At 36.5% G+C, this 18,560-nt stretch carries 15 protein-coding genes and 1 riboswitch; of the genes, 8 read left to right on the top strand and 7 right to left on the bottom strand.

What is annotated here, in order from left to right; all coding sequences use genetic code 11:
• Positions 1-6 precede the first annotated feature (6 nt).
• The gene (locus MHH42_RS04345) at positions 7-1,767 is read right to left on the bottom strand and encodes an SgrR family transcriptional regulator (RefSeq protein WP_141490665.1); all 1,761 of its coding nucleotides are present in this window, start codon (positions 1,765-1,767) and stop codon (positions 7-9) included.
• Between the two features lie 84 nt (positions 1,768-1,851).
• On the opposite strand from MHH42_RS04345, the gene MHH42_RS04350 reads away from it, so the two are divergent.
• Entirely contained in the window at positions 1,852-3,114 is a 1,263-nt protein-coding gene (locus tag MHH42_RS04350; RefSeq protein ID WP_016107893.1) for an MDR family MFS transporter, read from the top strand.
• Positions 3,115-3,171: 57 nt separating this feature from the next.
• Here MHH42_RS04350 and MHH42_RS04355 read toward each other — a convergent pair whose 3' ends face one another.
• The 4 genes from MHH42_RS04355 to MHH42_RS04370 form a co-directional block, all read right to left on the bottom strand.
• On the bottom strand, positions 3,172-3,375 hold the full coding sequence (locus tag MHH42_RS04355) for a hypothetical protein (RefSeq protein WP_001066489.1): 204 nt from the start codon (positions 3,373-3,375) through the stop codon (positions 3,172-3,174).
• Positions 3,376-3,641: 266 nt separating this feature from the next.
• Positions 3,642-4,157 carry a type 1 glutamine amidotransferase domain-containing protein gene (locus MHH42_RS04360; RefSeq protein ID WP_000037539.1) on the bottom strand — a complete coding sequence of 172 codons (516 nt, stop codon included), beginning with the start codon at positions 4,155-4,157 and terminating at the stop codon, positions 3,642-3,644.
• Positions 4,158-4,424: 267 nt separating this feature from the next.
• On the bottom strand, positions 4,425-5,624 hold the full coding sequence (locus tag MHH42_RS04365; protein WP_070172770.1) for an ABC transporter permease: 1,200 nt from the start codon (positions 5,622-5,624) through the stop codon (positions 4,425-4,427).
• Between the two features lie 60 nt (positions 5,625-5,684).
• On the bottom strand, positions 5,685-7,109 hold the full coding sequence (locus tag MHH42_RS04370) for an amino acid permease (RefSeq protein WP_001186296.1): 1,425 nt from the start codon (positions 7,107-7,109) through the stop codon (positions 5,685-5,687).
• 146 nt (positions 7,110-7,255) lie between these two features.
• Positions 7,256-7,437, bottom strand: a riboswitch (Lysine riboswitch).
• A gap of 200 nt (positions 7,438-7,637) precedes the next feature.
• Here MHH42_RS04370 and racE point away from each other — a divergent pair.
• Positions 7,638-8,459, top strand: coding sequence for a glutamate racemase (racE, locus tag MHH42_RS04375; RefSeq protein ID WP_340892930.1), 822 nt, complete (start codon positions 7,638-7,640; stop codon positions 8,457-8,459).
• A 112-nt stretch (positions 8,460-8,571) separates the two neighbouring features.
• Positions 8,572-9,663 carry a DUF3626 domain-containing protein gene (locus MHH42_RS04380; RefSeq protein ID WP_070172772.1) on the top strand — a complete coding sequence of 364 codons (1,092 nt, stop codon included), beginning with the start codon at positions 8,572-8,574 and terminating at the stop codon, positions 9,661-9,663.
• Positions 9,664-9,732: 69 nt separating this feature from the next.
• On the opposite strand, the gene gapN is transcribed toward MHH42_RS04380, so the two are convergent.
• Entirely contained in the window at positions 9,733-11,172 is a 1,440-nt protein-coding gene (gene gapN / locus MHH42_RS04385) for an NADP-dependent glyceraldehyde-3-phosphate dehydrogenase (RefSeq protein ID WP_016107897.1), read from the bottom strand.
• Between the two features lie 656 nt (positions 11,173-11,828).
• Here gapN and MHH42_RS04390 point away from each other — a divergent pair.
• The 5 genes from MHH42_RS04390 to MHH42_RS04410 all read left to right on the top strand — a co-directional run bounded on the left by MHH42_RS04390 (position 11,829) and on the right by MHH42_RS04410 (position 18,111).
• On the top strand, positions 11,829-13,589 hold the full coding sequence (locus MHH42_RS04390) for an ABC transporter ATP-binding protein (protein WP_000493208.1): 1,761 nt from the start codon (positions 11,829-11,831) through the stop codon (positions 13,587-13,589).
• Entirely contained in the window at positions 13,586-15,586 is a 2,001-nt protein-coding gene (locus MHH42_RS04395) for an ABC transporter ATP-binding protein (protein ID WP_016107898.1), read from the top strand. The genes MHH42_RS04390 and MHH42_RS04395 overlap by 4 nt, the downstream gene beginning before the upstream one ends.
• A 279-nt stretch (positions 15,587-15,865) precedes the next feature.
• Positions 15,866-16,663 carry an amino acid ABC transporter substrate-binding protein gene (locus MHH42_RS04400; RefSeq protein ID WP_000732848.1) on the top strand — a complete coding sequence of 266 codons (798 nt, stop codon included), beginning with the start codon at positions 15,866-15,868 and terminating at the stop codon, positions 16,661-16,663.
• Complete coding sequence (locus tag MHH42_RS04405; protein WP_000281495.1) at positions 16,650-17,348, top strand: amino acid ABC transporter permease; 699 nt, start codon at positions 16,650-16,652, stop codon at positions 17,346-17,348. The genes MHH42_RS04400 and MHH42_RS04405 overlap by 14 nt, the downstream gene beginning before the upstream one ends.
• A 28-nt stretch (positions 17,349-17,376) precedes the next feature.
• Positions 17,377-18,111 (top strand): amino acid ABC transporter ATP-binding protein, encoded by a 735-nt coding sequence (locus MHH42_RS04410; RefSeq protein WP_016107899.1) that lies wholly within the window; start codon positions 17,377-17,379, stop codon positions 18,109-18,111.
• 50 nt (positions 18,112-18,161) lie between these two features.
• Here the strand turns inward: MHH42_RS04410 and sasP are convergent, their stop codons facing one another.
• On the bottom strand, positions 18,162-18,365 hold the full coding sequence (gene sasP / locus MHH42_RS04415; protein ID WP_000013339.1) for a small acid-soluble spore protein, SasP family: 204 nt from the start codon (positions 18,363-18,365) through the stop codon (positions 18,162-18,164).
• Positions 18,366-18,560: the final 195 nt, after the last annotated feature.

Below are 18,560 nucleotides of genomic sequence, written 5' to 3' on the forward strand. Positions count from 1 at the left end.
CACATTTTAAGACATGGATGGCTGTATCCATAACTTTGCAAAATTTGCCCAACCGAATGAATCAATCGTTACGTTTTTTAAAGGAGAAGGATATGTTTTTCTTTTTAAAACGTGATAGTTAAATAAAATGATGTGTTCTGTTTGTAAAAATTCTTCGATTTCATACATGAGCTCGTAGCGCTTCTCCTTATTTCCTTCTAATAAAAATGTATCTAGCAAACAGTTAATTTGTTTTTCATAGTGCGGGTCCATGAACCGGTTTACGAAGCAACTTTTATTTTTAAACACATTTAAGAATGCGAGTTCATGATCAGCAGCAAACACTTCTCCCATGAAAATAATATCGGCATGTTTATCGATAGAACAATCCATATAATCTGAAACGAGAAATGGGTGAAGTTCTACGCGTATTCCTAATTGTTCGCAACGTTCTTTTAGGAAATGTGCGTCATTTGCACTGTCTTTAAATGCGAAGAAATAAATATGTACCGTTTCTCCATTATAGGTACTCTTTTTTAAATACTCTTTCGCTTTTTCTAAAGAGTAGGACCTATTAGGAACTTGGCGACTTCTTTCAGGGAAAAAGCTTGATGCAGCAATTGTTCGTCTACCTTCTATGCTACGAATTATCGTTTCAACATCATATAGTTCTCTCCAAGCCTTTCGAAAGTACATGTCATGATGAGGACCAGGTTTTGTAAAGTTGAAGCCAGCATAAATACAACCTATTTCTTCTATTTGTATATCATGCGTTTCATTTTCTTCTTCATTTGGTAGTTCATAGTCAGCATCGATTTGTACATGATCAGGAATACCCCAAAATTCAATACAATCTAATAACGCGCGCTCTTTAAAATAATGAGTGAACGCTTCGAGCACGATATTATCTTCAGAGTAATAAGCAAGTTTGAAAGGTCCAGTACCTATGTAATGATGATTTTGGATACTCACATCACGCGGTAAAATTGCTAGTTGTATGGAACTTACATAGTGTAAGAAAAATAAATTTGGTTTTGCTAAATGAAATCGAATTTGCAGTGGTGATGGCGTTTCAATTTGAACAATTTCTTCTGTTAACCATTCGAAAGGAGAGTAAATTTCTTTTAGTCTTTCAAATGAAAATCGTACATCTTTAGAAGTTAAAACTGTTTCGTTATGAAAATATACATCCTTTCGTAAATAAAAAGTCCACGTAAGCCCGTCTTCACTTAATTCCCACGTATGCGCAATGTGTGGTTCCATTTTTTCAGTAACATCGTTATAAACGACTAACGTATCAAAAATTTGACTCGTAAGATGGCTCTCTGTAGTTACAGCCACAAAAGCCGGATCTAATGGAAATATCTTTCTCGATATAGGAATCTTTAATATGTCGTACATATCATTTGAAGGTTTGTATCCAAAATGATGATGTAGTTTATTTTCTAGCTTTTTTTGAAGGGCAAGGGGTAGGGGTTCTTTTAAAAGAAGAAAGATATCTTTTAATTTTTCTTGCGCTAACAGTTCATCTGTATAGGACTCAATCGCTTCTACGAAATTATGTATAAATAGAATTTCCGTTTTATTCCCGCGGCCTCGCCCTGGAGTCCAGTTAATTAATTGCTCCTCGCTCATTTTCTTTAATAAAATTTTTACGTTTTTCGTACTGCAATATAAAACATCTGCTAATTCTTGTAAGCTATTTCGCATATATTGTTGATCTTGTGCATGTAGTCTTAGTCTAATGTAATAGTCCATAATTTTCATATATACACTTCCTTCTATCATAAAAGGGGAAACTCTTTAGAATATTCTAACCTTTTTCTTCCTTTTTTTCAAAGTAAAATAAGTAAGCATAAGGAGGGGGAAACAATGGGGTTTTGGAGTATGCATCGAAATATAAAAATTAGAATTATAACTTCGTTTTTAACACGTACTGTATCCACGATGATTTTTCCATTTATGGCGATTTATTTTTCAATAAAATTAGGTAGTGCAATTGCTGGTGCGTTACTACTTATTAATGTAATAGCTTCATTAGTAATTGGTTTATACGGTGGATATGTTGGGGATCGACTTGGTCGTAAAAAAGTAATGATTATCGGTCAAAGTATACAAGTCATTTCAATCGCTTGTATGGGGATTGCAAATTCAGATTATGTAGATTCACCGTGGCTAACATTTATCTTTATGTTAGTGAATAGTTTAGGGTCTGGTCTTATGAATCCTGCGACAGAGGCGATGTTAATTGATGTGAGTACACCGGAAAATCGAAAAGTGATGTACAGCATTAACTACTGGGCGATTAATTTATCCATTGCAATTGGAGCGATATTTGGAGGACTATTGTTTGAAAACTATAGATTACAATTGTTTATTGGATTAACAGTTATTGCAGTTATTACTTTATATGTGATGGCTCTATATATGGAAGAAGTGTATGTAGCACGAAAAACGGTGGAGAAGAAAAATGTATTAAAAGATATGGCGGATAGTTATAAAGTCGTAATAAAAGATAGAGCGTTTTTAATTTTTTGTGCAGCAAGTATATGTACATTATCTTTAGAGTTTCAGGTTAATAATTATTTAGGAGTACGTTTGCAGCAGGAATTTGAAACGGTGCACTTTTTCTTTAGGAATGGTGTGACGTTTGATTTAACAGGTATTCGAATGATGAGCTGGATTTCAGCAGAGAATACAATTTTAGTTGTGTTATGTTCGGCACTCCTTATTAAAATGCTGAAAAGCTTCAACGATTTGAAAATCTTATATGTAGGTTTATTCATTTATACAATTGGATTTACAATACTCGGAACGAGCAATAGTTTATGGATTTTATTAATTGCAGGGCTTTTCCAAACGGTAGGCGAGATGATGTATGTGCCAGTGCGTCAATCTATTATGGCAGATATGGTGCCGGATGAGGCAAGAGGTTCTTATATGGCGATTAACGGGATGGTCTTTCAAATGGCGAAAATGAACGGGGCATTAGGTGTTATGTTAGGTTCATTTATTGCATCTTGGGGCATGAGTGCTCTGTACTTTATTGTTGGTATGAGCAGTATTTTATTATTTATGAAGGCGATAGGGAAAGAGAAATATCAAGATGAAGGGAAGGTTTCTCAGATCGGATAAAGTGAAACGATATAAAAAGCGAACCAGTTATAATGAGGAGCGCTTTTTATACCATTTTTAAAACGGATCAACTTCAGCTAAATTTGGAGTGGTATTCGGCTGTAGTAAAAGATTTTTTAACGTTCCTACTTCAGAAAGTGCTACTAATATGTAGCCACTAATCAGTACAATAAGCCCAATGACGCGTAACGTTTGTAAGCTCACTTCATTATTATTCGTTTCCGTTGGATTTGGGGGCGTTGAAGGTGGAGTATTGTTCATAGTTAGGCTCCCATCTTTTGTATTTATATATGTGTAAAATCATGATTTAACTTATGGATAGGAATTATATAGTCATTTTCACTATATGAGAACTGCCTATGAATAGTGATTGGGAATTTTAGAGTGAGATAAGAGGTGTATTTGTGGGAGTCGGGTTGCCCATAAACACGCGATTAGTGTGAACTAATAATCAGTGGGGGATGAAATAAATCCCCCACTGATTACATTTTGTTTTTCATACAAATAAAAGAGGTTAACCAAAGTAGCTATCCTAATATACGCAACGATTCTTCAATAAAAGCGGGGATATCTTCCGGTTGTCTACTTGTGACTAGCTGATTTTGGCATACGACTACTTCTTTATCATGAAAGTTTCCGCCAGCATTTTTCAAATCGACCTCAATGGATTTATATCCAGTCACATCGCGTCCTTCAAGTGTTTGTGCAGTGATGAGTAGCTGAGGTCCGTGACAAATAGCGAAAACGGGTTTTTCCGCATCCATAAATGTTTTGCTAAAGTGAACAAAACGTTCATCTGCACGAAGTATATCTGGGGAAAATCCGCCTGGTATGAAGAGGGCATCAAAGTTCTCTGGAGAAACATCATCAATACTTTTATCAATTACGACTTCACTTTTTCTTTGCTTACCGTGTACCGTTTTACCTTTTTCCATTTCAATAGTTGTTAATTCATATCCCTTTTGCTTAAAAGCTTCTACTGGCTCTGTATATTCTGTATCCTCGAAATAATCCGTTATTAAAATAGCAATTTTTTTACTCATTGCAGTCAGCTCCTTATATTATAGTATCGGTTCCAGAATCATCCTTGAGCAATGCCTTTTATAAAGTGAAACTTTAATTCATGTTTTTTCATTCCCTCCAGTTCCTTTGCCCTGTTAATTTAATAAATACCCTTTTTATTAGGACGTAAACATGTATTATCGTTTTTGTATGTAAAAATCATAAAATATCGGTTGTTTGAGGAAGAAAAATAAAAAAGCCAAGGAGATAATTTATTTTCTCCTTGGCTTTTAAGATAATTCTTTTCGTTAAAACGAAGAAACACGTTGCTTCGTTTTTGGTACAATAATAAATTTAATCCAGATTACCCCGATTATCATAATAATCAAGGTATGTAGTAATTGACCTGTAGCAATGAGTATAACACTCGAAAATACAATGAGTTGAATGCTTAGTAATATAAAGATTAAGCGAAGAAATTGATTCATTCGTTTTTCAGTATCAATCGGATACAATGCTACAATAATATTTCCCGAAAAATATTTCCAGAGGGAACGAAGCTGCATAGAAATCATATATAGGACGATATATGCGATAGCGCCTTTTACGTATGTGTTTGGTATAAAATATAAGGCGAAGGCACCAATCAGCCCTAAGCGAATATATATACCGAAATAATCATTCCCGCGTAAAAATGCTAGTGTATGTAAATAGAAGAAAGTTGCTCGTTTTTTATGTAATAAAGGTTCAATCCAATTTGTAAGCCATTTTCTTTTGTTTACTTGCTTATTAAGTTGCGGAACATCAGTAAAGATGCTAGCAAATTGATAAAAGCGAACATCCATTTTTTCTTCTTGCTCGATTATGTAATCCCACGGTATTCGTTTTGTAGGTTGTTTTTTCGTATATAGAAGTAGGAAAGCAAGTAGTAAGAGCAATCCGCCTAATATGAGAACATGTGCCGAGTAAAATAGCATGTAAATGATTAGGACGTTACAAGCAATACGAATAATGAACCATATGTTTTTTTCATGGCTATCACGCCACATCCAATATATGTACAGGTTCCAAGCTTTCGTAATCATTAAAACGATAAAGATTGTACATAAGAACGGTACAGTTAATTGTAATGATTGCATAGCAAGCGGAACGAGAATAAGGAACGTAAATAATAATGGGAAAATCTGAATGATGTAATTATATAGAAGAGATTTTTTAAAATAAGATGTTAGTTTCTCTTCTAATGCAAGCAAATAGACAGCATCAGGTTTTTGAATAAATGTACGGATCGGGCATCTCGTTATAATGAATGTAAGTACAATCGTGATGAGTAGTAAAGATATTCCTTTAGAAGGAGATGCTTTTAGAAACTGAGCATAGTAGTATGCACCAACGCATGAAATAAAGATAAAGCTATATAATAAACCGTTAATCATACGTGCAAAGTATGTAATGATATTTTGTATATGTTGTTGGAAGCGACTGCTCCATAGTGATTCAATTGACATGTTTTTCACCTCTTTGTTCTATTATATATGTTTTACAAAAGAAAAAACGAGCAAATTGCGTTATGCAACTTGCCCGTTTTTCTTTTCGTTATTTTTTTTCTGATCACGATTCATTAATGGATAGAAAGCAAATCCAATTACGAATAAACCAATTCCGAGAAGGAACGTTTTTATATCGGATGCACCGGTTTTTATAACCCATAGTGCGTAGCAAAGTGCGATCACTGCGACTATACCATCTGTAATTCTTGCCCGCATTTCATTTTTATATGTTTCACCAGTTGCGACTAATTTTAACTGGAAGATCGGTGAAACGAGATATGGAATGAGGTAGGCCAGTGTTGATACGGTAATAACGAATGTATAAGCTTCCGCAATAGTTCCTGATAATGTTGAGAATAAGAATACTTGCGACATAATGTTTGTTAATCGTAATGAGTAAATTGGACTTCCTTTTTTATTTGTTTTTGTGAAGAAGGAAGGGAAGAAACCTTCTTTTGCTGCTTGATACGGTACTTCTGAGCTTAATAAAATCCAGCCTAAGATAGAACCGAATAGGGAAGTAAGAGCAAGTAATGCCATCAGTTTCCCGCCACCATGACCCATTGCAGCATTTAGTGCATCTGCTAACGGACGTTCAGAAGCTTGTAATGTATCAACGTGAAGGACACCCATTGTTAAAATTGTAATTCCTAAGTAAATTGCAACTGTAATAAGTAATCCCGCAACTGTTGCCCGTTTTACCGTTTTTGGAGAAACAGCCCGGTTTGATAAAAGAACGGCTGATTCAATTCCGATAAACGCCCAAAGCGTTGTAAGAGCGGCTAAATTTACTTGTGAAAGAAGACCGTGTGATACACCTGATTTATCGATCATCGGTGTGTACCATTGTCCAAACTTAGAAGCTTCGAATGCAAATAACGTAACGACGATAAATAAAAGGAATCCAGTCACTTTCGTTGTTGTTGCTAAGAAGTTTAGCTTTCCAGCTCCGCTTACACCATTAGTTAATATAATATGAGTTCCCCAAAGTAAGATGGAACAAATCGTAAATGTAATTAGTTTTCCGACTTCTATGTTAAACGAACCGATTGAAAATAGTAGTCGTGTATCTTTCATAATTGGGAAGAAGAGTGATAAATATCCCGCGAAAGATGTAATAATGGCAACGTTACTTGCCCAGTTTGCAACCCAATATCCCCATACCATACTGAAACCAGCCATTTTTTTCTTTTTTGGTGTTGAGAATAAAGCATATGCATGACTTTGTGGTCCTGTCGTTAAATCAGGACGACGAATTGCTAAATTACCGAAAACAAGAGCTAGCATTAAAACACCAAACCCTGTTGTTAACCAAGCTAAAGTGACACCGAGAGGGCTTGCTGTTTGTGCCAACGTACTTGGCACCATGAAAATCCCAGCGCCAACCATATTACCGACAACGAAAGCTGTTAGTACCCAAAAGCCCCATTTTTTTTGTTGCATAGAAAATACCTCCAAAGTTAGTATAACCAAGTCAAGCGAGGAGATATGTATGTCTTCCGATTAGAGAAGAGAAGTCCCAAACAAAACAAAAAAAGCACGTAATCTGCCGCTACATGCTTTCTATCTTATAAGAAACCCACGACATACCTCTCGATAGCTCTCCACAAACGAAACGTTTGTGACAGTTCTGCACTTATTAAATGCAGACCCAGCAAGTGTGCATGGTGGACACGACTTACTTCGGCAATCATTCCTTTCCCATTTCTTCATCAATGCCACTACATCTCCTGAAATGATACTCTTAATGACTGCAACCTCTACCTCACCGAGATACGAATGAGGATTTAAATATTAAATTAACGTATTTAAGAGTAACAAATGTATTTTTATACGTCAATGGATATAGTAATAATCAGATTATAGAGAAGAGTTTGTGATTAAAAGAGAGAGGGATTATTATGTAATATTGAATTTTCATAATATAATAAATGTTATTGACGCTAGAAGATTGAGAAGGGGATGAAGTATATGTCTGTATGTCATAAACATTCAGTAATAGGTGTGCTAGATTCGGGAGTTGGGGGATTAACAGTTGCGAGTGAAATTATAAGACAATTGCCTAAAGAGAGCATTTATTATATTGGTGATAATGAGCGTTGTCCGTATGGGCCAAGAAGTGTAGAAGAGGTACAATCTTTCGTATTTGAAATGGTTGAGTTCCTCAAACAGTTTCCGTTAAAAGCGCTAGTGGTAGCATGTAATACTGCTGCATTGACTGCGCTGCAAGAAGCACTGTCTATTCCGGTTATTGGCGTTATACATCCGGGGGCAAGAGCGGCAATTAAAGTGACAAAGAAAGGGGTAATCGGAGTAATTGGAACTGTAGGTACGATACAGTCTAATATGTACGAAAAAGCATTACACGAGCTTGATACATATTTGGAAGTGCATAGTCACGCGTGCCCGACTTTAGCTACAGTTGTAGAAAATCAATTAGAAGATACAGCATATGTAACGCAGCAAGTGAAACAAGCTTTACTGCCATTAACGAAAGAAGATATAGATACGTTAATTCTTGGGTGTACGCATTATCCACTGTTAGAGTCCTATATAAAAAAGGAACTGGGAGAAGATGTAACGATTATTAGTTCTGCAGAAGAAACAGCGATAGAATTAAGCACAATTTTACAGCACAAAGGAATCCTGTCTGACAATTTGAATCCGAAGCATCGATTTTTTACAACAGGCTCTATTTTATCATTTGAACATATTGCTGAGCGTTGGCTAGGATATGAAATTTCTGTAGAATGTGTACATTTACCTATAAAAAATGCGCGTGTGTATAATTAGGAATTATGAAATTACGTTCGGTTTAATAAATTAGGTTAGTTGCATAAGAAGGAAAGAACAAGCTTTTAATTGAAAGGATTAAGGTCATTTCAATTAAAGGAGAGGTTTGATTATGGAATTATCAAGGTCTCAATTATTTGCTTTAGAGTATATTTCAAAATATGCAGAGAACGAAAAACGTGGGGCTAAAGCAACAATTAATCATATACTTAATATGTCTAATATTACAGATGAAATGTTTGAAGAAGCTGTCGTTAATTTAAAATCAAACGCGAGGATTGCTTTACACTTTCATCCAGACAGACTAGATTCGAATATGAAAAGTATTGCTGAAGCACTGTTTGAGCAAGGAATATATAAAAGTCAGTTTGAAACATTGCTATCTAACGGAAGCGTATCTGCTTATCCTGGTGGTGAACGTGACCTTTGGGAAAAGAGAATATTTGGAGGGGCATATCAGCTTGAGGGTGTAACGAATAATCAACGGCCAAAGTATGGAGCGCTAAATTTAATGTTACATCCAGATGGGCCTGCTCCGCGTTTTGGGTCCTGTTATTTTCTCTTATCTCCCAAAGTTTCTTATCGCTCTACATATACGTATTTAGATTCGCATCAAGATCCAAAAGAAAAGGGGACTTATGAAGAGTTTGATATGATTTTAGCTGCTCTTTTGGAAGAGGCATTCGTAAGAGAGTGTGCAATTGGTGAGGAGAATTTGACTCCAACAAGATTAGTTAATCATTTACTGGCTAATCTGGAAAGGCCGTTGATAGATTTAATAAACAAAGAGTCAGCCCGTAATCTTAACCATTATATTGAAGCACAAGTTCATGGAGATATTTCTCTTAAAGAAGACGTGGAGGCGCTTGTTGTAGATCCTTCATTTAAGGGTACGGATGTAGGAAGAACTTTAGAAGAAATTTGCCTGAAGTATGCTATTGATTTGTATTGGCACATGGGTTTTGTACTTGCGATAGACGAAGTTCCAATGGATTTTAGAGGTTCAAAAATGCCATCTTTAGCAAGGCGCATTGCACAGAATCATTGTATCGATGCAAATATAATTGGTTCTGCTGTAGTGGATTTGAAACGCAATCCATTATCTTGGAGTGATCGTGGAACTTATGAAGAAGTGCTTCAGGAATTAAAATTATTATGGCATGTTTTAGTTCGATTTGGAAAACCAAATCGAAAGCAAAACTAAATGCCCGTTTTTTGGAAGTATCCATATAAAAAGAAGCTGATCTAAAACTAGATCAGCTTCTATATAAGATTAAACTAAGTTCAATACAGTTACTTTTTCACGTGTCATAGACTCAAGGCTCTTACGAATACCTTGTGCGCCCATACCTGAACCTTTTACACCGATGAATGGGAAGTGGTCAGGGCCGCGCTCTGTGCGTCCGTTAATTTGAACAGAACCAGTTTCGATTTTGTTAGCAATTGCAAATGCTTTGTTAATGTCTTTTGTGAAGACACTTGCTTGTAAGCCGAACTCTGATTTGTTAGCAATTTCAATTGCTTGCTCATCTGAAGAAACGCGGATGATTGGAAGGATTGGGCCGAATGGCTCTTCCCAAGCAACTTTCATTTCTTCAGTTACGTGGTCGATTAATGTTGGGTAAATTAAGTTACGCTCACGTTTGTTACCGATAACGATCGTAGCACCTTTTTCTACAGCGTCGTCAACTAAGCCTTGAACGAAGTCAGCAGATTTATCGTCAATTAATGGAACGATTGTGCTGTCTTGTTCTGGAGATCCAACTGATAGCTCAGCTACTTGCGCTTTTAATAAGCCAACAAGCTCGTCCGCTACGTTTTCGTGTACAAGTACACGTTTAATAGCTGTACAACGTTGACCAGAGTAAGAGAATGCACCGCTTACGATATGGTTTGCAGCATCTTGTAAGTCAGCATCTTCACGAACGATACCAGGGTCTTTACCACCAAGTTCTAATACAAGTGGAATCATTGCAGCTTTTTTCGCTAAATGTTTACCTGTGTTTGTACCACCTGTGAACGATACCATATTGATGCCTTCGTGTTCTACTAAGTAGTCACCAATTACAGAACCGCGTCCTGTCGCTACGTTTACAAGACCTTTTGGAAGGCCAGCTTTATGAAGTGCTTCAACCATTTTAATACCACTAATTGCACCTTGAGTTGCTGGTTTGAAAATAACAGCGTTACCCATAATTAATGCTGGTGCAAGTTTTGCAGCAGATAAGTTTACTGGGTAGTTAAACGGTGCGATTGCTAATACAACACCAAGTGGTGCACGTTGGATAATCGCAAGTTTTGATTTTGTTCCGCCAGGGAAGCTATCGCCCATCATGCTTTCTCCGTGCATATGTAGAGCTTCTTCAATTGTGTAACGAATGAAATCAGCTGTACGAACAACTTCTTTCTTCGCATCTTTATATCCTTTACCGACTTCTTTCATAATAATATCGGCAATTTCATCTTGCATATTTACGAGCTCATCAGCCCATTTATATAAATATTTTGCGCGATCTTGTAGAGAAGCTTCAGCCCATGATTTTTGAGCTTCTTTTGCAGATGCAATTGCTTCATCTACTTCTCCGCGAGTAATTGCTTGTACTTGACCAATTACTTCGTGTAAGTATGGAGATGGAATGTCGATTGTTTGTCCTGAAGAGCTTTCTCTCCATTCTCCGTTTAAATAAAATTTGTACGTATTGCTAGTTGTCATGATTAGTCCTCCTAAAATAGCAACTTGTAAGAGTGAGTATAAGGTGATTGTAGGGGGTTTGATAATATTTTTCAAATGAAATGTTTGTGAAAACGATTTCTTATTCTTTTTTTATTTTGTATGCCCTTTCTTACAGAAGATTCCCTTATTTCAAACTGTTTTATCTCGTCATAAATCCTCTTCATTTTATCGTGATTGGTATCTATTTTCTTCAATTTGCAAAAAAAATAATTGACAGAATACTCAAAGAAGTTATAAGATTATAAATGGAAAATAAATGAAAAATAAATGAAAGGGGTGTGCGTAATGATTGTAATCGTAAATGTAATGGGCTTAGCTCTGTTAAATAACGGAAAACATTCATATCATTACGCAACCCGTACGGATATATAGGGCATTTTTGTCTTATAAAAAGCGTACGTTGCGTATATCGTAACGTACGCTTTTATGCATTTTTGTGCATATCGTCAAGCGACGGTATGCTTTTTTTTGTCCAATTTGCTTGTTTCCATACTTTGTATGGTTACTATAAAACTGAAATTTGGAAGGTGGAAAAATGTGATGAGATTGTATGGGTTACGAAATGTAAATGTGATTGGTTTGGATAGCGGATAAAGAAATGAGAGTGGAACGAAAACGAGAAGGGAGAGGTTACATTGTTTTCAGTATTACTAAAGTTAAGATGGTTTTTTAAAGAGCATTGGAAGAGATATAGTATCGCAATTGGTGCGCTTTTAATTGTAAATATAGTTGAAGTCATTCCCCCAAAAGTACTAGGGGTTACGATTGATAATATAAAAACAGGAACGTTAACGAATGCAGCAATTATGGAGTCTATTCTTATTTTAATAGGAGTTACGATAGTTGGATATGGCCTTACTTTTGTTTGGCAGCATCAATTGTTTGGAGGTGCGTTCGTACTTGAGAAGACGATGCGCTCGAAATTTATGGGGCATTTACTCAAGATGACACCGACGTTTTATCAAAAAAATCGTACTGGCGATTTAATGGCGAGAGCAACAAACGATTTAAAAGCAATCGCTATGACAGCTGGTTTTGGTATATTAACGCTTGTAGATTCTAGTTTATATATGCTTACAATCGTTTTTATGATGGGATTTACAATAAGTTGGGAGCTTACATTAGCGGCCCTTATACCGCTGCCAATTATGGCATATGCGATGAATATATATGGAAAGAAATTGCATGAAAGGTTTACAGTTGCGCAAGATGCGTTCGGTGATATGAATGATAAAGTACTTGAATCAATTGCTGGCGTGCGCGTGATTCGTGCATACGTACAAGAGAACGCAGATCAGGAAAGATTTCATCATTTAGGAGATGACGTCTACGAAAAGAATATGAAGGTAGCAAGAATCGATGCGTTATTCCAACCAACTGTGAAAATGCTTGTCGGTCTTAGTTATTTAATTGGTTTAGTGTACGGTGCATACCTTGTATTTCAATCAAAGGTGACACTTGGCGAACTCGTTTCCTTTAACGTGTATTTAGGGATGATGATTTGGCCGATGTTTGCAATTGGCGAATTAATTAATGTTATGCAAAGAGGAAATGCTTCGTTAGATCGTGTGAATGAAACGTTAGCATATGAACCAGATGTAAAGAATCCGAAAAATCCAAAGCTTGTACACGAGCCTGATTATATTCAGTTTGATGAAGTTTCTTTTTCCTATCCTTCATCATCTGAAGAAAATTTAAAAAAGGTTTCTTTTACATTAAAACAAGGAGAAACGCTAGGGGTTGTCGGAAAAACAGGAAGCGGAAAAACGACGCTTGTACGTCAGCTTCTTCGTCAATATCCGCTTGGAGAAGGGGATATTGCAGTTTCTGATGTGACATTAGATAAAATGACGAGTGATAATGTACTCGGGTGGATTGGATATGTACCTCAGGAGCACATTTTATTCTCAAAAACAGCGAGGGAAAATATTTTATTCGGAAACAGGGAAGCGACTGAAGAAGAGCTCGAGAAAGCCATTGAAATTGCTGCGTTTACAAAAGACTTAGAGTTTTTACCAGAAGGATTAGAAACGCTCGTTGGAGAGAAAGGTGTTTCGTTATCAGGAGGGCAAAAGCAAAGGATTTCGATTGCGAGAGCGGTTATTCAAAATCCAGAAATATTAATTTTGGACGATTCGTTATCAGCTGTCGATGCTCGTACGGAAGCGGCGATCATTGAAAATATAAGAACGGAAAGAAGCGGAAAGACGACGATTATTACGACGCACCGTTTATCTGCCGTACAACATGCAGATTGGATTCTCGTTATGGATGACGGCGAAGTAATGGAAGAAGGCACGCATGACCAGTTACTTCGAAACGGAGGCTGGTATGCTGAGCAGTTTGAAAGACAACAAGGTGAAAATGAGAGTGCGGATAGTGGGGTGAAAATATGAGTGTTTCAAAACGATTGTTTCAATATGCGATGAAAGTAAAAGGGACGATTTTTGCAGCGATGGCGATGTTATTTATTTTTGTTATCGCTGAGCTTGCCGGTCCGTTCGTCGCTAAAACGATGATTGACGATCATATCGTCGCGATAGAAAAATCTTGGTATGAGATAGAAAAGAGTGAAGATGCTGTTGCATATAATGGCGCCTATTATAAGCGAAGTGATCGCTTTGAACAAGGTGAGAAAAAAGGAAAAGAAGTACGCGTGATGCAAGTCGGTTTTCAATATTACTTTGTACCAAATAAAGTGAATATTGAAGGAACACGTTCTGTGAAAGGGGATATGATTACCATTCAAAATGGTAAGGCGGTGCAAGTGTATAAAGCGAAAGCATTAACGAAGGAAGAAGTGTTTGCGTTTTATAAGCCAGAAATAAACCCCCTACTGTTACTTGGTGGAGGCTATTTTGCTCTATTAGTAATTGTGTCATTATTTGCATATGGAAAGCAGTTTTTCTTACAGAAGGCAGCAAACAAAATTATTCAAATTATGAGGGAAGACGTCTTCTCTCATATTCAAACGTTACCGATTAGATATTTTGATCATTTACCAGCAGGGAAAATCGTTTCGCGTGTAACGAATGATACAGAGGCGATTCGAGATTTATACGTAACAGTGCTTGCGACATTCGTCTCTAGTTTCATTTATATTATCGGGATATTTGCAGCGCTATTTTTACTCGATGTGAAACTTGCGTCGTTCTGTTTATTAATTATCCCGATTTTAATTGTTTGGGCGATTTTATATAGAAAGTATGCATCTGTATACAATCATAAAATGCGTTCACGTTTATCCGATATTAACGGTACAGTGAATGAATCGATTCAAGGGATGCCAATTATTCAAACGTTCCGTCAAGAGCGTGAAACGAAAAAAGAGTTTGAAGAATTAAATGGCGATTATTTTAAGTATCAAAATAAAATTTTAAATTTAAATGCAGCAACTTCGCATAACTTAGTGTCTGTATTACGAAATATCGCTTTCACAGGTGTGATTTGGTATTTCGGGGGAGCTTCATTAAGTGCTTCAGGCATCATTTCTCTAGGGATACTGTATGCGTTCGTCGATTATTTAACGAGATTGTTCTCACCAATTACAAATATGGTAAATCAGCTTGCTAACTTAGAACAATCGCGCGTTGCATCAGAGCGTGTCTTCGAATTGCTAGAGGAAAAGGGAGAGGCAGTGGAAGAAGAGCGCATGCCTCGCTTACAAGGAAATGTGAAGTTTGATAATGTTTCGTTTTCTTATAATGGAAAAGATGAAGTGCTAAAAAATATTTCTTTTGAAGCGAAACAAGGCGAGACAGTAGCACTTGTCGGTCATACTGGATCAGGAAAAAGTTCCATTATGAATGTACTCTTTCAATTTTATGAGTTTGAAAAAGGGAAGCTTACGATTGACGGTCACGATGTAAAAGAAATGCCGAAACAAGCAACTCGTGAGCATATGGGAATCGTATTACAAGATCCGTTTTTATTTAGCGGGACGGTCGCTTCCAATGTAAGCTTAGAGAACGAAAAAATTTCAAAAGATCGCATCGTAAAAGCATTACGTGATGTGGGTGCGGAAAGGTTTGCGAACAATATAAACGAAGAAATTACGGAGAAAGGAAGTACACTTTCAACCGGAGAACGCCAGCTTATATCGTTTGCTAGGGCACTCGCTTTTGATCCAGCCATTTTAATTTTAGATGAAGCAACATCTAGTATTGATACAGAGACAGAGGCAATGATTCAACAAGCGCTAGAAGTTGTGAAAAAAGGGAGAACGACGTTTATTATTGCTCACCGTCTTTCAACAATTAAAAGTGCGGATCAAATTATTGTACTCGATAGAGGAACAATCTTAGAAAAAGGCTCTCATGATGAATTGATGAAAAAGCGTGGGCGTTATTACGATATGTACAAAACGCAAATGGAAGGAAACCAGAGCGCTTAATGCGGGGAAGAACTTGCGATTGTCGCAAGTTCTTTTTTGTTGGCAAAATGTCGGCGATAAAGGTACATAATAAGAAGTATTATTTTACCTTTCCTACAATTAATGCTATATTAAAAAATGTTACTTATTTTTTGTATGTAGCGTTATTTTTCCATTTTGTTTGATTATGAAGAAAAAGGATAAACTAAATAAGAACATTTTCATTGAAAAATTGTTCAAGATTGCATACAATCAATATAGTTTTTAAATTCCTATCAGAATACTTGGAGGATTACCATCATGAAAAAATTATTTTCAGTGCTTGCAGTAACTACATTAGCGATCGGGATTGTAGCCGGCTGCGGTAAAGAAGAGAAAAAAGATACAGCTAGTCAAGACGCATTACAAAAGATTAAACAAAGCGGTGAACTTGTAATTGGTACAGAAGGTACATACCCACCATTTACGTTCCACGATTCAAGCAATAAATTAACTGGATTTGACGTTGAATTAGCAGAAGAAGTTGCAAAACGTTTAGGTGTAAAACCTGTATTTAAAGAAACACAATGGGATAGCTTACTTGCTGGTTTAGATGCGAAGCGTTTCGATATGGTTGCGAACGAAGTTGGTATTCGTGAAGATCGTCAAAAGAAATATGATTTCTCTAAACCATACGTTTCATCTTCAGCAGTATTAGTTATTGCAAAAGATAAAGATAAACCTGCTACATTTGCTGATGTAAAAGGGTTAAAAGCAGCGCAATCTTTAACAAGTAACTATGCAGATATTGCTAAGAAAAATGGTGCGGAAATTACTAACGTAGAAGGCTTTAGCCAAGCGGCAGAATTGTTAAACACTGGCCGTGTTGATTTCACAATTAATGATAAGTTATCAGTATTAAACTACTTAGAAACGAAAAAAGATGCAAAAATTAAAATTGTAGATACAGAAAAAGAAGCTTCACAAAGTGGATTCTTATTCCGTAAAGGTAGCGATAAGCTTGTACAAGAAGTTGATAAAGCGTTAGAAGATATGAAAAAAGATGGTACGTACGACAAAATAGCGAAAAAATGGTTCGGTGAAAATGTATCTAAGTAGTGCATTGGTTTCAGATCGATTGTCTACTTGGATAGATATTATGCAGTCTTCCTTCATGCCTATGCTGAAGGAAGCTGTCTTTACGACAATTCCATTAACGCTTATTACATTCATTATCGGAATTATACTGGCGACGTTAACAGCGCTCGCGCGTATTTCAGGTAGTCGTATTTTACAATGGATTGCTCGTATCTATGTATCTATCATTCGCGGAACGCCACTTCTTGTACAGTTATTTATTATTTTCTATGGTCTTCCAACTCTTAATATTGAAGTTGAGCCGTATACAGCAGCAGTTATTGGATTTTCATTAAATGTTGGTGCGTATGCATCTGAAATTATTCGTGCTTCTATCCTTTCAATTCCGAAAGGACAGTGGGAAGCAGCTTATACAATTGGGATGACATATCCACAAGCATTAAAACGTGTTATTTTACCGCAAGCAACGCGCGTATCAATTCCGCCGCTTTCGAATACATTTATTAGCTTAGTGAAGGATACTTCATTAGCATCGTTAATTTTAGTAACAGAAATGTTCCGAAAAGCGCAGGAAATTGCGGCAATGAACTATGAGTTTTTAATTGTTTATTTTGAAGCAGGTCTTATTTATTGGGTTATTTGTTTCTTATTATCAATCGTACAACAGATGTTAGAAAAGCGTTCAGAACGCTACACATTAAAATAATCCTTTTACAAAAGGAGTTTTTGTTTTTATGATTTCAATTCAGCACTTACAAAAAAGTTTCGGAGATAATACCGTACTAAAGCATATAGATCTATCAGTTGAGAAGGGTGAAGTTGTTGTTATTATCGGACCTTCTGGATCTGGTAAAACGACGTTTCTACGTTGCCTAAACGTTCTAGAAACACCGAACGCTGGTAGCATTCGTATCGGCAATAAAGAGCTTGATTTCGCTCGAAAAGTATCGAAGAAAGATATTGTAAATCTTCGTACACAAACAGGAATGGTGTTCCAACATCATAACTTATTCCCGCATTTAACAGCCATTCAAAATGTAATGGAAGGGCTCGTTACAGTGAAAAAGATGGGGAAAGAAGAAGCGAAGAAAAAAGCAAACTACTTCCTTGAAAAAGTTGGTTTAGCAGATAAAGTGGATTTATATCCGTTCCAATTATCAGGCGGACAACAACAGCGCGTTGGAATTGCTCGCGCGCTTGCGATGGAGCCGGAAGTGTTACTATTTGATGAACCGACGTCAGCACTTGATCCTGAACTCGTTCAAGAAGTTCTAAAGGTAATGAAAGAACTTGCTAAAGAAGGCATGACGATGGTTATTGTAACGCATGAGATGCGTTTTGCTCATCAAATTGCGAATCGCGTTATTTTTATGGATGGCGGTGTCGTTGTCGAACAAGGTACACCAGAAGATGTATTTACAAATCCAAAAGAAGAACGCACGAAGAAGTTTTTACAAATGCTTCAATAATTAAGAAAGGTCTCAAGGCATATGCCTTGAGACCTTTTTGCCATATATATTTATTTTTGGAATCCGCCAAGGCTTTGCTCAGCCATTGCAACTAGGCGTTTTGTGATTTCTCCACCAACAGAACCGTTAGCACGAGCCGTAGAATCTGCTCCTAATTGTACACCAAATTCTTGAGCGATTTCGTACTTCATTTGATCGATTGCAGCTGTTGCTCCTGGTACTACTAATTGATTTGAAGAATTTTGGTTTGCCATAGGAATATATCCTCCTTAGAGTTATAAAAATTTTTTTGGTTGGACTAGCTGGATTTGAACCAGATATTATCGCCCCGTTTGGCGCTAATCCATCGGTAATTAAGTTTGTACTCATAGTATGGATGTTACCTAGAAAGATATACAAAATAATAATTTGTAAATTTTGTAAAAAAAATGTAGTGATTTCGTAAATTA

The organism is Bacillus sp. FSL L8-0099 (genome assembly GCF_038006385.1).
Classification (GTDB): Bacteria; Bacillota; Bacilli; order Bacillales; family Bacillaceae_G; genus Bacillus_A; species Bacillus_A toyonensis.